Source organism: Mogibacterium diversum, assembly GCF_938028775.1.
Lineage (GTDB): Bacteria > Bacillota > Clostridia > Peptostreptococcales > Anaerovoracaceae > Mogibacterium > Mogibacterium diversum_A.
This window is the reverse complement of sequence record NZ_CALIZG010000007.1, coordinates 117,492-134,914: the sequence shown is the minus strand read 5'-3', so window position 1 is coordinate 134,914 and position 17,423 is coordinate 117,492. Positions and strand designations below refer to the sequence as shown.

Here is a 17,423-nt window from a genome sequence, read left to right as displayed (position 1 = left end):
CTATTTAGGAGGAGATTATGGCAATAAAAGCACCAAAAGGAACCAAGGATACAATGCCAAGGGATTCATACAAAGTGCAATATATAGAAAAGGAATTCTCGGAACTTTGCCGCCTTTATGGTTTTGGAGAAGTGAGGACACCTATGTTTGAAAGTACTGAACTTTTTAACAGAGGTGTTGGTGAGACTACCGATATAGTACAGAAGGAAATGTACACATTTGAGGATCTTGGCCATCGCAGCATCACTTTGAAGCCTGAAGGAACTTCTCCTGCTGTTAGAGCATTTATTGAAAGTCATGACTATGCAGAAATGCAGCCAACTAAGTATTATTATGATACGCCTTGTTTTAGGTATGAGAGACCACAGGCTGGTAGACTTCGTGAGTTCCACCAGTTCGGTGTCGAGAATTTTGGTACTCCAGATATGATGGCTGATGCTGAAGTCATAGCACTTGCATCTGATTTTATTAAAAAAATTGGAATTGAAGATGTTGAATTAAGAATCAACAGCGTTGGTTGCAGAGAATGCAGACCGGTGTATAGAAAGGCTCTTCAAGATTATTTACGACCATATTACGAGGAACTATCAGACATTAGTAAAGATCGATTTGAGGCAAATCCAATGCGTATCATCGATAGCAAAGACGCTACTGATCAGAGGATTGCTAAAGATGCACCATATATGCTCGATTACCTTTGCGATGATTGTAAAGCTGCTTTCGAGGCATTGAAAGCTAATCTTGACGCAATGGATATTTCTTATGTTGTCGATCCAAGAATCGTACGTGGACTAGACTATTACACGAAGACTGCTTTCGAGTTTGTAACAACAAAGATTGGTGCACAAGGAACAATTTGCGGAGGTGGTAGATATGACCACTTAGTAGAAGAAATTGGTGGACCTTCAATTCCTGGTGTTGGATTCGGGTTAGGTAAAGAGAGATTGCTTATTCTTATGGAGCAAAACGATATTATCGTAGATGATCCAAATGTTCCAGATATATCTGTTTCATTTATCGGTGATAAAGCTAGACTCTATGCGCTCGATTTAGTTCACAAATTAAGAGCGGGTGGCGTTTCGGCAATCATAGATACTCTAAACAGAAATCTCAAAGGTCAGATGAAGTATGCTAATAAGCTAAATGCACGATACTCAGTTGTTATCGGTGATAACGAGATTGAAAAGGGTATAGTTACGCTAAAAAATATGCATAGCGGTGAGCAAAAAGAAATTAACGCCATAGATATAACTAAGGAGATTGAAAAATAAGATGTCTACATTACTTAAAAGAACACATATGTGCGGTGAGTTAAGATTAGAAGACGCAGGTAAAGAAGTTGTCCTAAACGGTTGGGTTGCTAAGGCTAGAAGCCTTGGTGGTCTTGTGTTTGTCGACATCAGAGATAAATCCGGAATTACGCAGATTACATTTAACGAGGATATCCCGGAAGAGCTTCTAGAGAAAGCGAAATCCCTCAGATCAGAATACGTTATAGGGGTTACTGGCACGGTAAAGGAAAGATCTTCAAAGAATGATAATTTGCCAACTGGAGCAATAGAAGTTTTTGCAAATGACCTTGTGATTTATTCCGAAGCTGATACTCCACCGATTTATATTAAGGATGACGATAATGTAGATGAAAACCTCAGGTTAAAGTATCGCTACCTGGACCTGAGGAAGAGTAAGATGCAAAGAAACCTTACATTCCGTCACAGGCTTACGAAGCTTGTACGTGATTATTTCGACGAAAATGGATTTACCGAAGTTGAAACCCCGATGCTGATTAAACCAACGCCAGAAGGAGCGAGGGACTATCTTGTTCCAAGCAGAGTTAATCACGGGTCTTTCTATGCACTCCCTCAGTCACCACAGATGTTCAAGCAACTCCTTATGGTGGCAGGTACTGATAGGTATTTTCAGATTGTTAAGTGCTTTAGAGATGAAGATCTTCGCGCAGACAGGCAGCCAGAGTTTACTCAAATAGATCTCGAGATGTCTTTTGCAGATTCTGATGATGTTATAAGTATGCAGGAAGGTTTGCTGAAACGCATAATGAAGGAATTAAAAGGAATCGACATAGATACTCCGTTCCCAAGATTAACATATAAAGAAGCTATGGAGAGATACGGCTCTGATAAGCCTGATACTCGTTTTGATATTGAATTAAATAAATTAAACGATATATTTAAAGAAAGCGACTTTATGGTGTTTAAAGACGCACTTGAAACTGGTGGGGACATACGAGGTATTTCAATTCCTGGTGGAGCAGCTGAGTTCTCTAGAAAGAAAATTGACAAGCTTACAGATGAAGCGAAGCACTATGGCGCAAAGGGACTTCTATGGATAAAAGTCGAAGAAGATGGGTTCTCTTCTTCGGCGAGCAAGTTTCTTAATGATGGAGAATTAACTAAAGTAGCTGAACGTTGTGGCTCAAAACCGGGTGATATAATATTTATTGTATCCGCACAGCCAAAGGTAGTGTTTGATACTTTAGGATGGCTTAGAAGGAAAATTGCCGGAATTCTTGGTCTTCTTGACGATAACAAGTTTAACTTCCTTTGGGTAGTGGATTTTCCAATGTTTGAAAAGGATGATGAGGGCAATCTTAAAGCGATGCATCATCCATTTACTCAGCCAAAACTTGATGAATTAGATAAGCTCGATGGAGATATACTATCTTTAAATGCAGACGCATATGACATAGTTTTAAACGGAGTTGAACTAGGTGGTGGATCAATCAGAATTCACGATAGAGAACTTCAAGATAAAATGTTTAAGGTACTTGGTCTCGGAGAAGAGGAAAGGATGGAGAAGTTCGGATTCTTTATCGAGGCGTTCAAGTATGGTGCACCCCCTCATGCAGGGCTCGCATATGGACTAGATAGAATGGTAATGCTTTTACTTGGCGAGAGTAGCATCAGAGAAGTAATTGCATTTCCTAAGAATGCGAATGCTGAATGCCCTGTCTCAGAAGCTCCTGGAAAGGCAGATTCTGTTCAGCTTGAAGAGTTAGGACTAGCCGTTGTGGCCAAGCATGAACACAACTAATTATATGCTAATAACTTTTAGTTTATAGGAAATAATCTTGATGAAAAAAATAGCGATATTCGGCGGTACATTCGATCCTATTCATATTGCACATATTGCACTGGCAACGACAGCTTTAAATGAATTAGGCTTAGATAAATTGGTATTCATGCCCAATTCAGTCTCACCATTCAAGCTAGATGCGAATATTACTTCAGCTGAGCATCGATGCAACATGATTGAACTAGCCATAGCATCTGATAAGCGTTTAGAGATGACTAGATATGAGATAGAAAAAAAAGGTATTTCATATACATATGATACGCTGAATGAACTTACAGCTATATATGATGCTCGTCTTTACTTCGTATTGGGATTTGATTCCGTAGTTGCTGTAGACTCATGGTATAGAGGAGAGAATATTTTAAAGGAATTTCCTCTTATTACCGCTTTAAGACCTGGAGTTGATAATTATTCGGGCACTAAAAAAATAGCCGAATATCGTAAGACATACAACGCCGAAATACATATTTTGCATATGCCTCCGATTGACTGTTCATCATCTCAGATACGTGCACTATGTAGGAATGGGAGATCAATTACAGGTTTAGTAAGTGCAAATGTTGAGGAATATATAATAAAAAATGGATTATACAATGACTAGAGAGATTGACGATTATCTTAAGCATGTACTTAAACCTCAAAGATATACTCACTCGTTAGGGGTGGTAGAGATGGCTGGTGACTTAGCATCGATATATGGTGCCGATGTTAAAAAAGCTCAATTTGCAGGATTGGTCCATGACATAGCAAAATGTTTCTCTTGTGAGACCATGAATCGTTTGATAAGGACATATGGTATCGATTTAAAATATTACAATAGACCTGAGCTTGCCCATTCTAAAGTGGGTGCGGCAATGCTTAGAATAGATTTCGGTATCGATGATCCAGAGATTTTGATGGCAGTTTCATCCCATACTGCAGGTCGCTATGGAATGAGTATGCTTGAGGAAATTGTCTATGTTGCTGACGCTATCGAAATTAACAGAAATTATCCCGAAGCAGCAGAACTTCGAGATCTTGCTAGAAAAGACCTTGATACAGCTTGTCTTGAGATAATAGATTTCAGTATTGAATTATTAGGTAGACGAGGCATTTCAGTCGATGATGACACATATGAAGCAAAACGTTTCATTCTTGATAAAATTACCGAAAGGAAGGGTTAATTATGACAATGCAGAATAACGCAATTGAGATAGCTAAGGTTTTATCCGAGAAAAAGGCTCGTGATATTACAGTTATTAACATTGCTGAAAAATCCTCATTTGCAGATTTTTTCATCAACGCAACTGCAGGTTCTGACAGACAGCTTAGTGCGCTTCTTGACTTCGCAGAAGGGAAGGCAGCGGAGCTGGGACTTGAACAGAAAAACGTCGAAGGGATTCAAGGTTCCGGATGGATTCTCGCAGACTATGGGGATATAATTATAAATCTATTTACGGCAGAGACTAGAGACAAATACACTCTCGATAAGATTTGGAGTGATTGCGAAATAGTATTCATTGAAGAATAAAAGAAAGGGTACGATTATGAACGAAAAATACAATTTCGGCGAGATAGAATCAAAGTGGCAAAAAATTTGGTCTGATGAACAGGCCTTTAAAACGAGTGATGATAACTCAAAAGAAAAATACTATACACTCGAGATGTTCCCATATCCATCGGGAAAACTCCACATGGGACATGTGCGTAACTATTCTATTGGAGATGCTATTGCAAGATTTAAGAAAATGAAGGGCTTTAATGTACTTCATCCAATGGGCTGGGATTCGTTTGGACTTCCTGCAGAAAATGCAGCTATAAAGAACGGTATTCATCCTGCAATTTGGACTGATAGCAACATTGCCGAGATGCGTAAGCAGCTATCTGCACTTGGATTTAGCTATGACTGGGATAGAGAGATAGCTACATGCAAGGAAGATTACTATCGCTGGATGCAGTGGTTATTTATCCAATTTCAGAAGAAAGGACTCGCTTATAAGAAAGAGAATCCTGTGAATTGGTGTCCTTCATGCAAGACAGTTCTCGCTAATGAACAGGTAGTTGAAGGGGCTTGTGAGCGTTGTCATACACCTGTAACAAAAAAGCATCTATCTCAATGGTATTTAAAGATTACTGATTATGCTGACGCTTTACTTGAAGATCTTGATAAGCTTGATGGTTGGCCAAATAAAGTTAAGCTTATGCAGAAGAATTGGATTGGTAAATCGACAGGAGCTGAAATCAGATTTCAGATAGATGGAACAGATAATGCTCTAAATGTATATACGACGAGATGTGATACCGTTTACGGAGTAACATTTATGGTTATGGCTCCAGAGCATCCTTATGTAAAGGAGTTAACTGTAGGAACCGAATACGAAGAAGCAACAAATGAATACATTGCAGAATGTGCACATAAGAGCGAAATTGAGAGAGTTTCACTGACAAAGGAGAAAACCGGTGTATTCATAGGGCGTTACTGTATAAATCCGTTTACTGGCAAGAAGATTCCTATTTACATTTCAGATTACGTTCTTATGGACTACGGAACTGGAGCTGTAATGGCTGTTCCTGCTCATGATCAGAGGGACTTTGAGTTTGCAAAGAAATTTGGCCTAGACATTATTCCAGTAGTAGACGTCAATGACCCTGAAGTTGATTTATACGACCTAAAGGAGGCTGCTCCTGCAGAAGGTAAATTAATCAATTCAGGTGAGTTCAATGGTCTAGATAATCTTAAATCAATTCCTAAGGTTATCGATTATATTGAAGATAAAGGAATCGGAAAGAAGTCAATTAACTTTAAGCTAAGGGACTGGCTAATTTCAAGGCAGAGGTACTGGGGATGCCCTATACCGATGGTTTATTGTGATGAATGCGGCTGGGTACCTGAAAAAGAAGAGAATCTTCCAGTAAAGCTTCCTACCGATATCGAATTTACAGGTAAGGGTGAATCACCAATAGCTACTAGCTCAACTTTTATTGATACAACTTGCCCTTGCTGCGGAAAACCAGCTAGAAGAGAAATCGACACTATGGACACGTTTGTTGATTCATCATGGTATTTTTTAAGATATTGTGATCCTCACAATGACAAAAAACCTTTTGATAGAGATAAAGTTGATTACTGGATGAGTGTGGATCAGTATATCGGTGGTGTTGAACACGCAATTCTTCACCTTCTGTACTCAAGATTTTTCCAGAAGGTACTAGCAGATCTTGGCTTTGTTTCGGCTAGAGAGCCGTTCCAAAATCTTCTCACACAAGGTATGGTTATTAAGGATGGCGCTAAAATGAGCAAATCACTTGGTAACGTTGTTAGTCCTGAGGAAATTCAGAAGAAATATGGGGCAGATACTGCTAGATTGTTCATACTATTTGCTGCACCACCAGAAAAGGAGCTCGATTGGTCAGACGCTGGTGTAGAGGGAAGCTATAGATTCCTTAACAGAGTTTACAGACTTGTATATGATTATGTAACAGATATCAGAGATATTGATGCAGTTTCTGGTGATGTAGTTGCAGTTACTCCTGAAGATAAAGCTCTTAACTATCAATTAAATAAAACTATTAAGAAAGTATCAGATGATGTTGGAGGTAGATTCAGCTTCAACACTGCAATCAGCTCGATAATGGAGCTGGTTAATGAGCTATACAAGTATAAGCAGCTTAAAAATGTTAATATGCCTCTTCTCGATAAGGCTATTAAGAGCACAATATTGGTTCTAAGCCCATTCACACCACATATATGTGAAGAACTTTGGTCTGATTTAGGTGAAAAATCACGCATATATAATGTGCTTTGGCCAGAATATGATGAATCAGCATTGGTTCTTGATGAGGTTGAGATTATTGTCCAAGTAAATGGAAAGCTGAAGGACAAGCTCACAATGTCAAAAGATTCATCAAAGGAAATGCTTGAAGAAGCTGCGAGAAATAGTGATAAGGTTCAGGAGGCTATCTGTGATTTAAATATCGTAAAAGCTATAGTAATTCCAGGTAAGCTAGTAAACTTCGTGGCTAAGTAATCTTCGGGTATGAATATGGGAATAGAAAATAGAAATAGTAAAAAGTTCCAGAATACAGGTAGCTCAAATCCTTCAGTAACAAGAAAAAATATAGCTAATAATCGTGGCGGTGACTCATCGCCACGTAATAGCAATTTTAAAGTTAGTGATAATTCTCGTTCCAGAGCCAAAGGGGTAAAAGTCACTGCTAATAAAGGAAATAATAAACAGTCTAAAAGTGGAACTCAGAAAAGAAACAATAGGTTTAATAACGATAACATTACCTACAATAACACAAATAAAAACGGCAAAAGAGTAAACAATAACCAAAATAAAAAACTTGGAAATGGTAGCAAGAATACACCAAGTAACAGTCACTCTGTAAATAATCAGAAAAACAATCAAAGGAAACGACCTAAAGCGCCAATCGAAACTATGCGTGTTATGCCATTAGGCGGCCTCAAGGAAATTGGAAAAAATATTACTCTCGTTGAATATAGAGACGATATTCTTATAATTGACTGTGGTTTTTCATTTCCTGAAGATGAGATGTTTGGAATCGACGTTGTGATTCCTGATTTCACATATCTTAAAGAAAATATGGAAAGAATCAAGGGTCTTATCATAACTCACGGTCACGAAGATCATATAGGTGGGGTACCGTTCCTTCTCAAGGAAATAAACGTTCCAGTGTATGCGCCTCCACTCGCTATGGGTCTCATACGAAATAAACTAAAAGAACATGGTTTAGCCATGGAAGAACATGTTATCGAAGCCGGTGACATCTTTAATGTTGGTGCTTTCAGAGTTGAAGCTATTCATACTAATCATAGTATTGCGGATGCAATGGCATACTCGATAAAGTGTCCTGGAGGCCATCTCGTTCATACAGGTGATTTTAAGATTGACTACTCACCATTAGATGGCAAGAGAATTGATCTTGCTAAATTTGCGCAATTGGGACAAGAAGGTGTCGACGTTCTTCTCTGTGATAGTACAAATGTGCTAAGACCGGGATATACTCCATCAGAAAGAGTCGTTGTAGATTCTATGAATGAGATTTTTGCAAAGACGGAGAAACGTTTAATCATAGCAACATTCTCATCTAACATATATAGAATCAAGTACTTCATGGAGGCTTCGATTAAGTACGGACGAAAGATTGCGATCTCTGGTCGTTCTATGGAAAATGTTCTAACACTAGCTAGAGAACTTGGATATGTTAATCTTCCAGAATCCGCTTTTGTTGATATAAGAAAAATTGGAAATATTCCAGATGCGAATATCACCATTATTACCACCGGAAGTCAGGGCGAACCTATGTCTGCACTGACAAGAATGGCAAATGATTCTCATAGAGCCGTTAAATTAAAGTCTGGTGATACTGTCGTCTTCTCATCATCGCCAATTCCAGGCAATGCAAAAGCAGTAACTAATATAGTTAATAAGCTTTACGAGAAAAAAGTTAACGTATTTTTATCAGATTTTGTCGATATACATGTTTCAGGGCATGCATGTAAAGAAGAATTAAAGCTGATACATTCGCTTGTAAAACCAAGATTCTTTATACCTGCGCATGGCGAATATCGCCATCTACGAGAACATGCACGGCTTGCTGAATCAATGGGGATGGATAGAGGTAATATCTTCGTTATGAACAACGGAGATGCACTTCGTATAACTGGTAAGCAGGCAAAGGTTGAACCAGCTGCAGCACCTGCAGAAGATGTGCTCGTAGATGGTTATGGTGTTGGAGACGTTGGAAACGTTGTACTACGTGATAGAAAGCAGCTCTCTGAGTCAGGACTAATTGTTATCGCTGTTTCGATTGATAGTAATTCAGGATTACTAGCTGCTAGACCTGAGCTTATAACACGTGGCTTTATCTATGTTAAGGAGAATATGCCTCTTATAAACGAAGCTACTGAAGTTGTATACGAGTCAATCGATAAATGGAATAATCTGGGTTCAGAAGATATTAACGCTTTAAAAAATATTATCAAAGATGATATGAGGGGCTTCATATACAAGAAAACACGTAGAAGTCCAGTAATTTTACCAGTGATAATGGATATTTAATGAACGCTTTGGTTTCAGGAGGTGTTTAATATGAATGTATATTCAAGTGCCCATGAACTTGCATCTGCAATTAAGGCAAGTAATGAGTTCATGGACTATGATAAGCTTCGCAAGGAGATAGAGCAGGATCCGACTCTCAATCAGATGATCAGCGATATACAAAAGCGTCAAATCGAGATTCAAGCTAAGCAATTAAGCGGTGAAGAGATTGGACAAGAGGCAATGGCTCAGATGCAGTCAATGTATGCTATGATGTCATCTAATCCTAAAGCTGCAGAATACATGCAAGCAGAGGCGAGATTTGCTATAATGATGAAGGACGTGTATGAAATCCTATCAGATGTTGTAAAGATTAATATTTAACGTGAATATTTGATATAATACATACATATACGTTGCATAAAGATAATAATTTTAATTTTTAATATCACAGAAAGAGAGATTAAGTATGATTAGTGCAGGAGATTTCAGAAAAGGCGTAACTTTCGAGATGAACGGAGAGCCACATGTAGTACTTGACTTCCAGCATGTAAAGCCTGGAAAGGGTGCTGCTTTCGTTAGGACTAAGTACAGAAATATTCTTACTGGTGCTACCAGAGAAGAGGCATTTAACCCTAACGATAAGTTCCCAAAGGCTCATATCGAGACAAAGACTATGCAGTATCTCTATAACGATGGCGAGCTATACTACTTCATGGATCAGGAGACTTTCGACCAGGTTCCTCTAAGCGCAGATCTCGTTGAAGACGCTGTAAAGTTCATCAGAGAAAATGATACCGCTACTATTAAATTCTATCAGGGAAATGCCTTTGCTGTTGAAGCTCCAAACTTCGTTGACCTCAAGGTTATCGAAACTGAGCCCGGAGTTAAGGGAGATACAGCGACTAATGTTACTAAAGCTGCTACAGTTGAGACAGGCGCTGTAATTCAGGTTCCAATCTTCATCGAGGAGGGAGAGGTTATTCAGATAGACACTAGAAATGGTGGAGAGTACTTAGGAAGATCTAAGTAGTATAAAGTTCATTTAAATTATCAATTTAAATACTGTGTAATGTAAATTGTTAGCTAATTTCAATTTAGTTTGATATTGGCTAACAATATTCCTAGTTGTTGGAGGTAATATGAAGAAGTCAGTAAAGAAAGCATTAGGCATTCTTATCACTTTATTGCTCATCCTTATCGCATTAAGTGCATCGCTTCTTATAATTAACAAACCAAAAGATCGAACAGATAATACATTTGTAGTAGTTAAGATAAAAGAAGGTTCATCAACTAATGATATTGCGAAGGAGCTTTACAAAAAGGGTGTAATCAGCAGCGTATCTAAGTATAAGCTCGTGTCTAAGATTTGGAGATATGATGGTAAATACAAGGCTGGTAGCTTTTCAGTATCTCCTAGCATGAGATCTAGTGATATAGCACAGACTATCGTTAAGGGAGTTTCAAGTACAAAGACCTTTACAATTCCTGAGGGATATACTATTGAGCAGACTGCTACTAAATTAGACAAAGAGGGAATTGTTAACAAAGATAAATTCCTTGAAATTGCTAAGCACGGAGATTTTAGCAAATTTTCTTTTCTTAAAGGTGCTCAGTCAGGGGATAATCATCTCGAAGGGTATCTCTATCCAGATACTTATGCGGTAGACTTAGATGCTGATGAAACCCAGGTTATCACTACGATGCTCAATCAGTATGATAAGGTGTTTAATAAGAAATATAGGAAGCGTGCAAAAGAGCTAAATCTAAGTGAAAATGAAATAATAATAATTGCCTCTCTAATAGAACGTGAGTCTCAATATGATGGAGACAGAGCTAAGATTGCAAGTGTTATATACAATAGAATCAAAGCTGGTATGCCTCTTCAGATTGACGCAACCATTCAATATGCACTAGGAAAACCTAAAGAGAATCTATCAATTGCTGATACAAAGATTGATTCACCATACAATACGTATACTAATAAAGGATTACCACCAGGACCTATATGTTCACCTGGAAAGGCGTCGATTAAAGCTGCTCTTTATCCTGAGAGCACCGATTACTTATATTATGTTGTAAGTGAGAAGCTTGATGGTACACACAACTTTAGTAAGGACTATAATAAATTCCTAAAAGACAAAGAAGCTTATTCAAAAGCTTTAGCGGAGAAGAACAAATAATGAGTATAACTGACGAAAAAATCGTTAATCTTTTAGACTCATTTTACTCACCCATATCAGATAATTTAGAAAAACTTAGATCCTTTTGTGAGAATGATAATGTACCGTTGATACTGCGTGAAACCGAGAGCTATTTAAATACTTTTTTAAAGATTGCGAAACCAAATAATATACTTGAGATCGGAACAGCTTACGGGTATTCAGCATGTTATTTTGCTACTACTTGCGAGGGGGCTCATATCACAACGATTGAGAGAGCCCCTCATATGTACGATTATGCGGTTTCTAACATAAAATCACTTGGTTTAGAAAGCAGAATCAATTTAAAATTTGGTGATGCAAATGGCATATTAGATTCTTTAATCAAGGATAATTCACCAGATGCACGATTTGATCTTATTTTTATAGATGCCGCAAAGAGTCATTACCGTGAGTTCTTTGATAGAGCTGAGAAATTATCAAAACCAGGGGCAACCATAATCTGTGACAATATGCTAATTCATGGGTATTTAACTGGTTCAACAATTGATCCTGGACGCAGACACCGTACAAGCGTCAAGAGGATGAAAGAGTTTTTAGAGTATTTAAAGGGTAGAAAGGATTTGACCATTTCATTGTTAAGCTGTGGTGATGGTCTTGCTGTAATTAAACTAAATGATTAATAAGAAAATCGAACTACTTGCTCCAGCTGGAGATATTGAGAAGCTTAAGACGGCTATTATATATGGGGCTGATGCAGTTTACTTTGGAGGTGAACTGTTTAGCCTTCGTGCCGGGGCAGGAAATTTATCTATAGACGAAATCAAAGAAGCGATGGAATTTATCCATGAACACGATGCTAAAGGGTACATGACCATCAACATATATCCGCATAACGATGATATTCCACCGCTTAAGGCATATCTTGAAAAGATAAAGGATATACCAATTGATGCATTCCTTGTTTCAGATCCAGGTGTAATGACAATAGTAAAAGGCATCATCCCTGATGCTGAAATTCATATTAGCACACAGGCGAATACGACTAACTATATGACTGCTGCATTTTGGGTTGAACAAATGGGTGCAAAAAGAATCGTTGCAGCCAGAGAGATGAGCCTTGAAGAGCTTAGAGAGATGAAAAAAGTTCTTCCGCCTGATACCGAAATTGAGGCATTCGTTCATGGAGCTATGTGTATGTCTTACTCAGGCAGATGTCTACTTAGTAATTTCATGGTTGGTAGAGATGCAAACAGAGGTTCATGTACACATCCATGCAGATGGAAATATTCACTAGTTGAAGAAAAAAGACCAGGTGAGTATTATCCTGTTGAAGAAGATGATCGAGGAAGTTATATCATGAATTCCCGTGATTTATGCATGCTTGATAAACTTCCTGATTTAATAGATGCTGGAATCTCCTCTCTGAAAATAGAAGGACGTATGAAGAGCCCATTTTATGTAGCGACTGTTGTTTCTGCATATAGAGCGGCGCTTGATGCATATCTTGAGGATCCAGATAATTACACATTTCAGGAAAAATGGTATAAAGAGCTGTGCAAAGCCAGTCACAGAGAGTTTTATCACGGTTTCTATTATTCTAAGCCCGATAGTAATGGGCAGAATTATTCTAGCAGCGATTACACTCGTGAGTATTCGTTTATAGGTGTTGTAAGAGGCTATGAACCTGATAGTGGTCTAACCATTGTCGAACAGCGTAACAAATTCTGTGTTGGCGAGGATATCGAAGTTTTTGGACCTCGTACAGATTATATTGATGAGATAGTTAGAGAAATGTATGATGAGAATAATAATCCAATAGAATCAGCGCCTCATCCTCAGCAGATAATCAAAGTTAAACTTAGCAAAACGTATCCATCTGACTTCATACTCAGGAAGAAAAAGGAATCATAAAAGCAACAATATCGCATATTTATATTAAATAAATTATTAAAAGGAGAAAATCATGTCATCTGACCCCGTGAGTTGGACCATATATGTACTTATAGTGTTCGTAATTCTAATTGTCAATGGATTGGTTTCTGCGTCACTGAATGCACTTGATTGTGTAGATAGAAACAAGCTTAACGAAATTTTAGAGGACGAGCCTAACAATAAAAGAGTGGAGCTCATCCATAATTTCATAAAAAAACCATCTAAATACCAGTATCCGGATAGGATTTTCATGTATTCGATGGCAATAATTGCCATAGTTGTTTTTAATTTTGGTTTTTACAATAGGCTGAGTACATACAGATTTCTTCCAATTATAGCGAATATTGTTTTTGCTACTATTTACTTTGCTATAGCTGATATTTTCCCAAAGAAGCTTGCCGCACAATCTGCCGATTCATATTCTATCAGATTGATTAAAATGCAGCGGTTTGTATATGTTGCACTATTTCCTATCACAAAGCTATGTTTAGGCGTTGCCAACTTATTTCTTCTCGTGATGAGAAAAGATATTGATGTAGATGATACGCAGTTCTCTGAAGATCATGTAAGATCAATGCTAGATAAAGGTCAGGAAAGTGGTGATCTCAAAGAAGAAGGGCGTCGAATGATCGACAGCATATTTGAATTTGATGATTTACTCGCATATGAGATCATGACACCACGAACTGATGTTTTTATGATTGATCTACAGGATGATAAAGACGAGTATTTCGAAGAGTTAATGGAGCTTCGTCACTCACGTATTCCAATATGTGATGGTGATACCGACAACATTATAGGGCTTCTTCTGGTTAAAGACTACTTGCTGAAAGGTGCTTCTTCTGGTTTTGATAACATAAATATCAAAGAGATAATGCGAGAACCTTATTTGGTACCTGAAACCAAGAATATCGACTCCCTTTTTGTAGAACTGCAAAAGACAAAACAACATATTGCAATATTAATTGACGAGTACGGCGGGTTTAGTGGCATAGTATCAATTGAGGATATTATCGAACAAATAGTTGGAGATATCGATGACGAATTTGATGACGAAGATAGGATCATAGAGAAGATTTCTGACTCAGAATACACTGTTGATGGAAATGTATATCTTGATGATCTAGACAGAGAAACTGGTATCGAACTTGAATCTGAGAATAGTGAGACTGTTGGAGGATTTATAATTGATTATATAGGTGAAATTCCTAAAGAGAACTCCACCTATAACCCCATCGAATATGGTAATATAACTTTCCAAATCTTAGAGGTAAAAGATAGACGTATTGAAAAAGTTCGTATAACAATCGAAGATCATGATAAGTATAGCGAAAAGGAAGACAATTTAGATGAGTAGTTTCAATACTGGTAATGGCTGTATCTCGATAGATGATCAGGTTATTGTTGGATATATTACTGAGGAAGTACACAAAATCAAAGGCGTAAGTAAAATGATTTCAAGTATTTCTGATAATTTTTCAAAAAATATTTTTGGTCGTGATAGCGGTATGAATGGCGTGCGAATTAATCGAGACGGCGATAATATATCTATCAACTTACATATTATAGTGTATTATGGTTACAACATTCCTCAGTTATCTTATGAAATTCAGAGTACAATCAAAAATGTAATCGAAGAATTTACTGGACTGAAAGTAGACGCTGTAAACATAAGTGTAGAAGGAATCGACCAGGAGAATGATTAATGGATAGAAGAATAATTAGAGAAAACATAATGCAGTTCGTTTACCAAATGGATGTAACTGATAATTTTGATTATGAGCAACTCACCTGTGTCGAAGAGGCAGAGAAGGCGTTAAAACAAAATCAAGCAACAGAGACACTTAACGCTATTCGAGATCATATCAGTGAAATAGATAAACTTATTTCTAAGAATATTGATAATTGGGATATAAACAGACTCCCTAAGGCTGATCTCGCGATACTCAGAACTGCACTTGCTGAAATTCTATATGTTGATTCAATTCCGGCAAATGTTTCTATTAATGAAGCCGTTGAACTAGGCAAGATTTACGGAGATGAAAGGTCTTACGCATTCATAAACTCGGTACTTGGTAAGATAAATAGGGAGTTAAATGAGCAATAGATATTGTCTTGGCATAGATACATCTAATTACAAAACGTCGGTTGCAATTACTGATCAAGATAACAATACAATATTTGAAAAGTCAGATTTTTTGGAGGTTGAACACGGTGCGCTTGGACTAAGGCAGTCTATCGCTTTCTTTAAGCACGTAAATGTTCTGCCTTCATTTATTGATGAGGCTCTTTCTGTAGTAGATAGAAGTAAGATTTGTTGTATATCTGTTTCCGATGCTCCTAGACGAGTTGAAAGTTCATACATGCCCGTTTTTATGGCAGGATTTAATGCAGCTAAACTTCTAAGCAGCAGTCTTGCTGTACCGCTATATACATTTTCTCATCAGGAGGGACATGTAGCTGCAGTTTTAAAATCTTTTGATACGGACTTGTCAGATGATAAAATAATATTTTTTCATCTCAGTGGCGGCACAACAGAAGCTCTTCTTGCGACTAGAGACGATATTCACTATGACCTTGATATAATTGGGGGAACTAAGGATATAAGTGTTGGAAAGCTACTAGATAGAGCTGGCGTTGCTCTTGGTTACAATTTTCCAGCGGGGAAGTATATCGATCAACTCGCTTTAAAATATGGATATAACGGATCTAGCAACCTTACAAAGATTAAGGTTGATGATGGATGGTTTAATTTGTCAGGTATTGAGTATCAAGTTTTAAATGCAATCGAAGAATCAAGAGCGGAAGTTGCCGCGGAGCTTATGGAAAGACTATCGATATTGCTCTTCGATGTTTCAAAATATCTTGCTAATAAGTTTGATATACCTAATATTTATATGGCTGGGGGAGTGGCATCTAGTAAGTATTTTAGAACAAAGATAAAAGAACTTATGGGCGAAAGTAGTTATTTGAAAATAAATTTTGGTAGCTCAGATCTATCTGGCGATAACGCAGTAGGCATATCTATTCTTGGAGGAAACGCATTTAATGAATCCATTTTCAATAACACAATTTAACGAGTACGTTTCAAAAAAATTAAACGGTGATCCTAACCTCAAGAATTTGCCATTAATAGGTGAAGTATCAGGTGTTTCTACGAGTGGCGGTCATATATATTTCTCCCTAAAAGATGAAAATAGTGTACTTCGTACCGTCATATGGAGGAGTAATATTTCGAGAATCGACACATCTCTTATTAAGAATGGTAGTAAAATAGTAGTGCTTGGAGACATAAGCGCTTATGCTCGTGGTGGTAACTATTCATTTTCCATCCGTATGGTTGAAAGCTTTGGTGAAGGCGACCTTGCAAAGGAATATAATCGAGTAAAGACGCTCCTCGAGTCTGAAGGGTTGTTTTCTCGAGAACATAAAAAACCAATCCCTAAGTTTGCTAGGCGAATCGGTGTCATAACTTCTGACACTGGAGCAGCTATAGAGGACATTAAGAAGATAATCACAAGCAAGAACGATTATGCTGATATAATTATTTTTCCAACGCTAGTACAAGGCATAGGTTCTCCGGCGAGCATCATAAAAAGTATTGAAACTGCTAATAATTATAGTAAATCCGTCAAACGTATAGACGTTCTTATTATTGGACGTGGTGGTGGTTCAGCTGAAGATTTAGCGGCCTTTAATGATGAAGGTGTTGCACGGGCTATCTTTGCATCAGAGATTCCGACTATCAGTGCAGTTGGTCACGAATCAGATGTATCAATATCGGATTGGGTGGCTGACGCAAGAGCCGAGACCCCAACCGCTGCTGCTGATATGGCTGCTATTAATACATTTGAACTTAAAGAGCAAATCGCGAGAAATGAACAAGAGTTAAAAAAATCCATCGCTTATAAAATTAAGATGGAGCGTAACAATATTAAAATTCAAAGAGAACATCTCATCCATGCAATGAGTGGCAAGATTCGCGAAATGAAACTTAACATAGATAAAGCAGTTATAACACTTAAGGAGAATAATCCAACTAATGTGCTCAATAAGGGTTATGCTCTTGTCACAAAGAATGACAAAGTGGTCTCAGGCATGTCAAATATCGCTTTAGACGAGATTTATACCATAACTATGGCTGATGGGTCATTTGAAGCTAAAACTACGTCGAAAACGCAAAATTAAG

17 protein-coding genes are annotated in these 17,423 nt (G+C 37.7%); all 17 read left to right on the top strand.

Annotated elements, in window-relative coordinates; translation table 11 throughout:
- The first annotated feature begins 17 nt into the window (after positions 1–17).
- The 17 genes from hisS to xseA all read left to right on the top strand — a co-directional run bounded on the left by hisS (position 18) and on the right by xseA (position 17,422).
- Positions 18–1,271 (top strand): histidine--tRNA ligase, encoded by a 1,254-nt coding sequence (gene hisS / locus Q7O90_RS01400; RefSeq protein ID WP_304126546.1) that lies wholly within the window; start codon positions 18–20, stop codon positions 1,269–1,271.
- 1 nt (position 1,272) lies between these two features.
- Positions 1,273–3,051 carry an aspartate--tRNA ligase gene (gene aspS, locus Q7O90_RS01395; RefSeq protein ID WP_304126543.1) on the top strand — a complete coding sequence of 593 codons (1,779 nt, stop codon included), beginning with the start codon at positions 1,273–1,275 and terminating at the stop codon, positions 3,049–3,051.
- A 40-nt stretch (positions 3,052–3,091) separates the two neighbouring features.
- The gene (gene nadD, locus Q7O90_RS01390) at positions 3,092–3,694 is read left to right on the top strand and encodes a nicotinate-nucleotide adenylyltransferase (protein ID WP_304126539.1); all 603 of its coding nucleotides are present in this window, start codon (positions 3,092–3,094) and stop codon (positions 3,692–3,694) included.
- Positions 3,687–4,256 carry a bis(5'-nucleosyl)-tetraphosphatase (symmetrical) YqeK gene (gene yqeK, locus Q7O90_RS01385; RefSeq protein ID WP_304126535.1) on the top strand — a complete coding sequence of 190 codons (570 nt, stop codon included), beginning with the start codon at positions 3,687–3,689 and terminating at the stop codon, positions 4,254–4,256. The genes nadD and yqeK overlap by 8 nt, the downstream gene beginning before the upstream one ends.
- A gap of 2 nt (positions 4,257–4,258) precedes the next feature.
- Positions 4,259–4,603 carry a ribosome silencing factor gene (gene rsfS / locus Q7O90_RS01380; RefSeq protein WP_106056902.1) on the top strand — a complete coding sequence of 115 codons (345 nt, stop codon included), beginning with the start codon at positions 4,259–4,261 and terminating at the stop codon, positions 4,601–4,603.
- 16 nt (positions 4,604–4,619) lie between these two features.
- Entirely contained in the window at positions 4,620–7,100 is a 2,481-nt protein-coding gene (gene leuS / locus Q7O90_RS01375) for a leucine--tRNA ligase (RefSeq protein WP_304126530.1), read from the top strand.
- 15 nt (positions 7,101–7,115) lie between these two features.
- Positions 7,116–9,158, top strand: a complete 2,043-nt coding sequence (locus tag Q7O90_RS01370) for a ribonuclease J (protein WP_304126525.1) — start codon at positions 7,116–7,118, stop codon at positions 9,156–9,158.
- Between the two features lie 30 nt (positions 9,159–9,188).
- Entirely contained in the window at positions 9,189–9,521 is a 333-nt protein-coding gene (locus Q7O90_RS01365; protein WP_106056901.1) for a YlbF family regulator, read from the top strand.
- An 85-nt stretch (positions 9,522–9,606) separates the two neighbouring features.
- The gene (efp, locus tag Q7O90_RS01360; RefSeq protein ID WP_106056900.1) at positions 9,607–10,170 is read left to right on the top strand and encodes an elongation factor P; all 564 of its coding nucleotides are present in this window, start codon (positions 9,607–9,609) and stop codon (positions 10,168–10,170) included.
- A 109-nt stretch (positions 10,171–10,279) separates the two neighbouring features.
- Complete coding sequence (gene mltG, locus Q7O90_RS01355; RefSeq protein ID WP_304126520.1) at positions 10,280–11,320, top strand: endolytic transglycosylase MltG; 1,041 nt, start codon at positions 10,280–10,282, stop codon at positions 11,318–11,320.
- Positions 11,320–11,982: an O-methyltransferase gene (locus Q7O90_RS01350; RefSeq protein ID WP_304126518.1), complete on the top strand. Its 663-nt coding sequence runs from the start codon at positions 11,320–11,322 to the stop codon at positions 11,980–11,982. Before mltG ends, Q7O90_RS01350 begins: the two co-directional genes overlap by 1 nt.
- A complete protein-coding gene (locus tag Q7O90_RS01345; protein ID WP_304126516.1) occupies positions 11,975–13,213 on the top strand; it encodes a peptidase U32 family protein in 1,239 nt (412 codons plus the stop codon). Before Q7O90_RS01350 ends, Q7O90_RS01345 begins: the two co-directional genes overlap by 8 nt.
- A 52-nt stretch (positions 13,214–13,265) precedes the next feature.
- Positions 13,266–14,591, top strand: coding sequence for a hemolysin family protein (locus tag Q7O90_RS01340; RefSeq protein ID WP_304126514.1), 1,326 nt, complete (start codon positions 13,266–13,268; stop codon positions 14,589–14,591).
- A complete protein-coding gene (locus Q7O90_RS01335; protein ID WP_304126512.1) occupies positions 14,584–14,940 on the top strand; it encodes an Asp23/Gls24 family envelope stress response protein in 357 nt (118 codons plus the stop codon). The genes Q7O90_RS01340 and Q7O90_RS01335 overlap by 8 nt, the downstream gene beginning before the upstream one ends.
- Positions 14,940–15,341: a transcription antitermination factor NusB gene (gene nusB / locus Q7O90_RS01330; RefSeq protein ID WP_304126510.1), complete on the top strand. Its 402-nt coding sequence runs from the start codon at positions 14,940–14,942 to the stop codon at positions 15,339–15,341. The genes Q7O90_RS01335 and nusB overlap by 1 nt, the downstream gene beginning before the upstream one ends.
- A complete protein-coding gene (locus tag Q7O90_RS01325) occupies positions 15,331–16,311 on the top strand; it encodes a peptidase M22 (protein WP_304126504.1) in 981 nt (326 codons plus the stop codon). Before nusB ends, Q7O90_RS01325 begins: the two co-directional genes overlap by 11 nt.
- Positions 16,283–17,422, top strand: a complete 1,140-nt coding sequence (gene xseA, locus Q7O90_RS01320; RefSeq protein WP_304126503.1) for an exodeoxyribonuclease VII large subunit — start codon at positions 16,283–16,285, stop codon at positions 17,420–17,422. Before Q7O90_RS01325 ends, xseA begins: the two co-directional genes overlap by 29 nt.
- Position 17,423 lies beyond the last annotated feature (1 nt).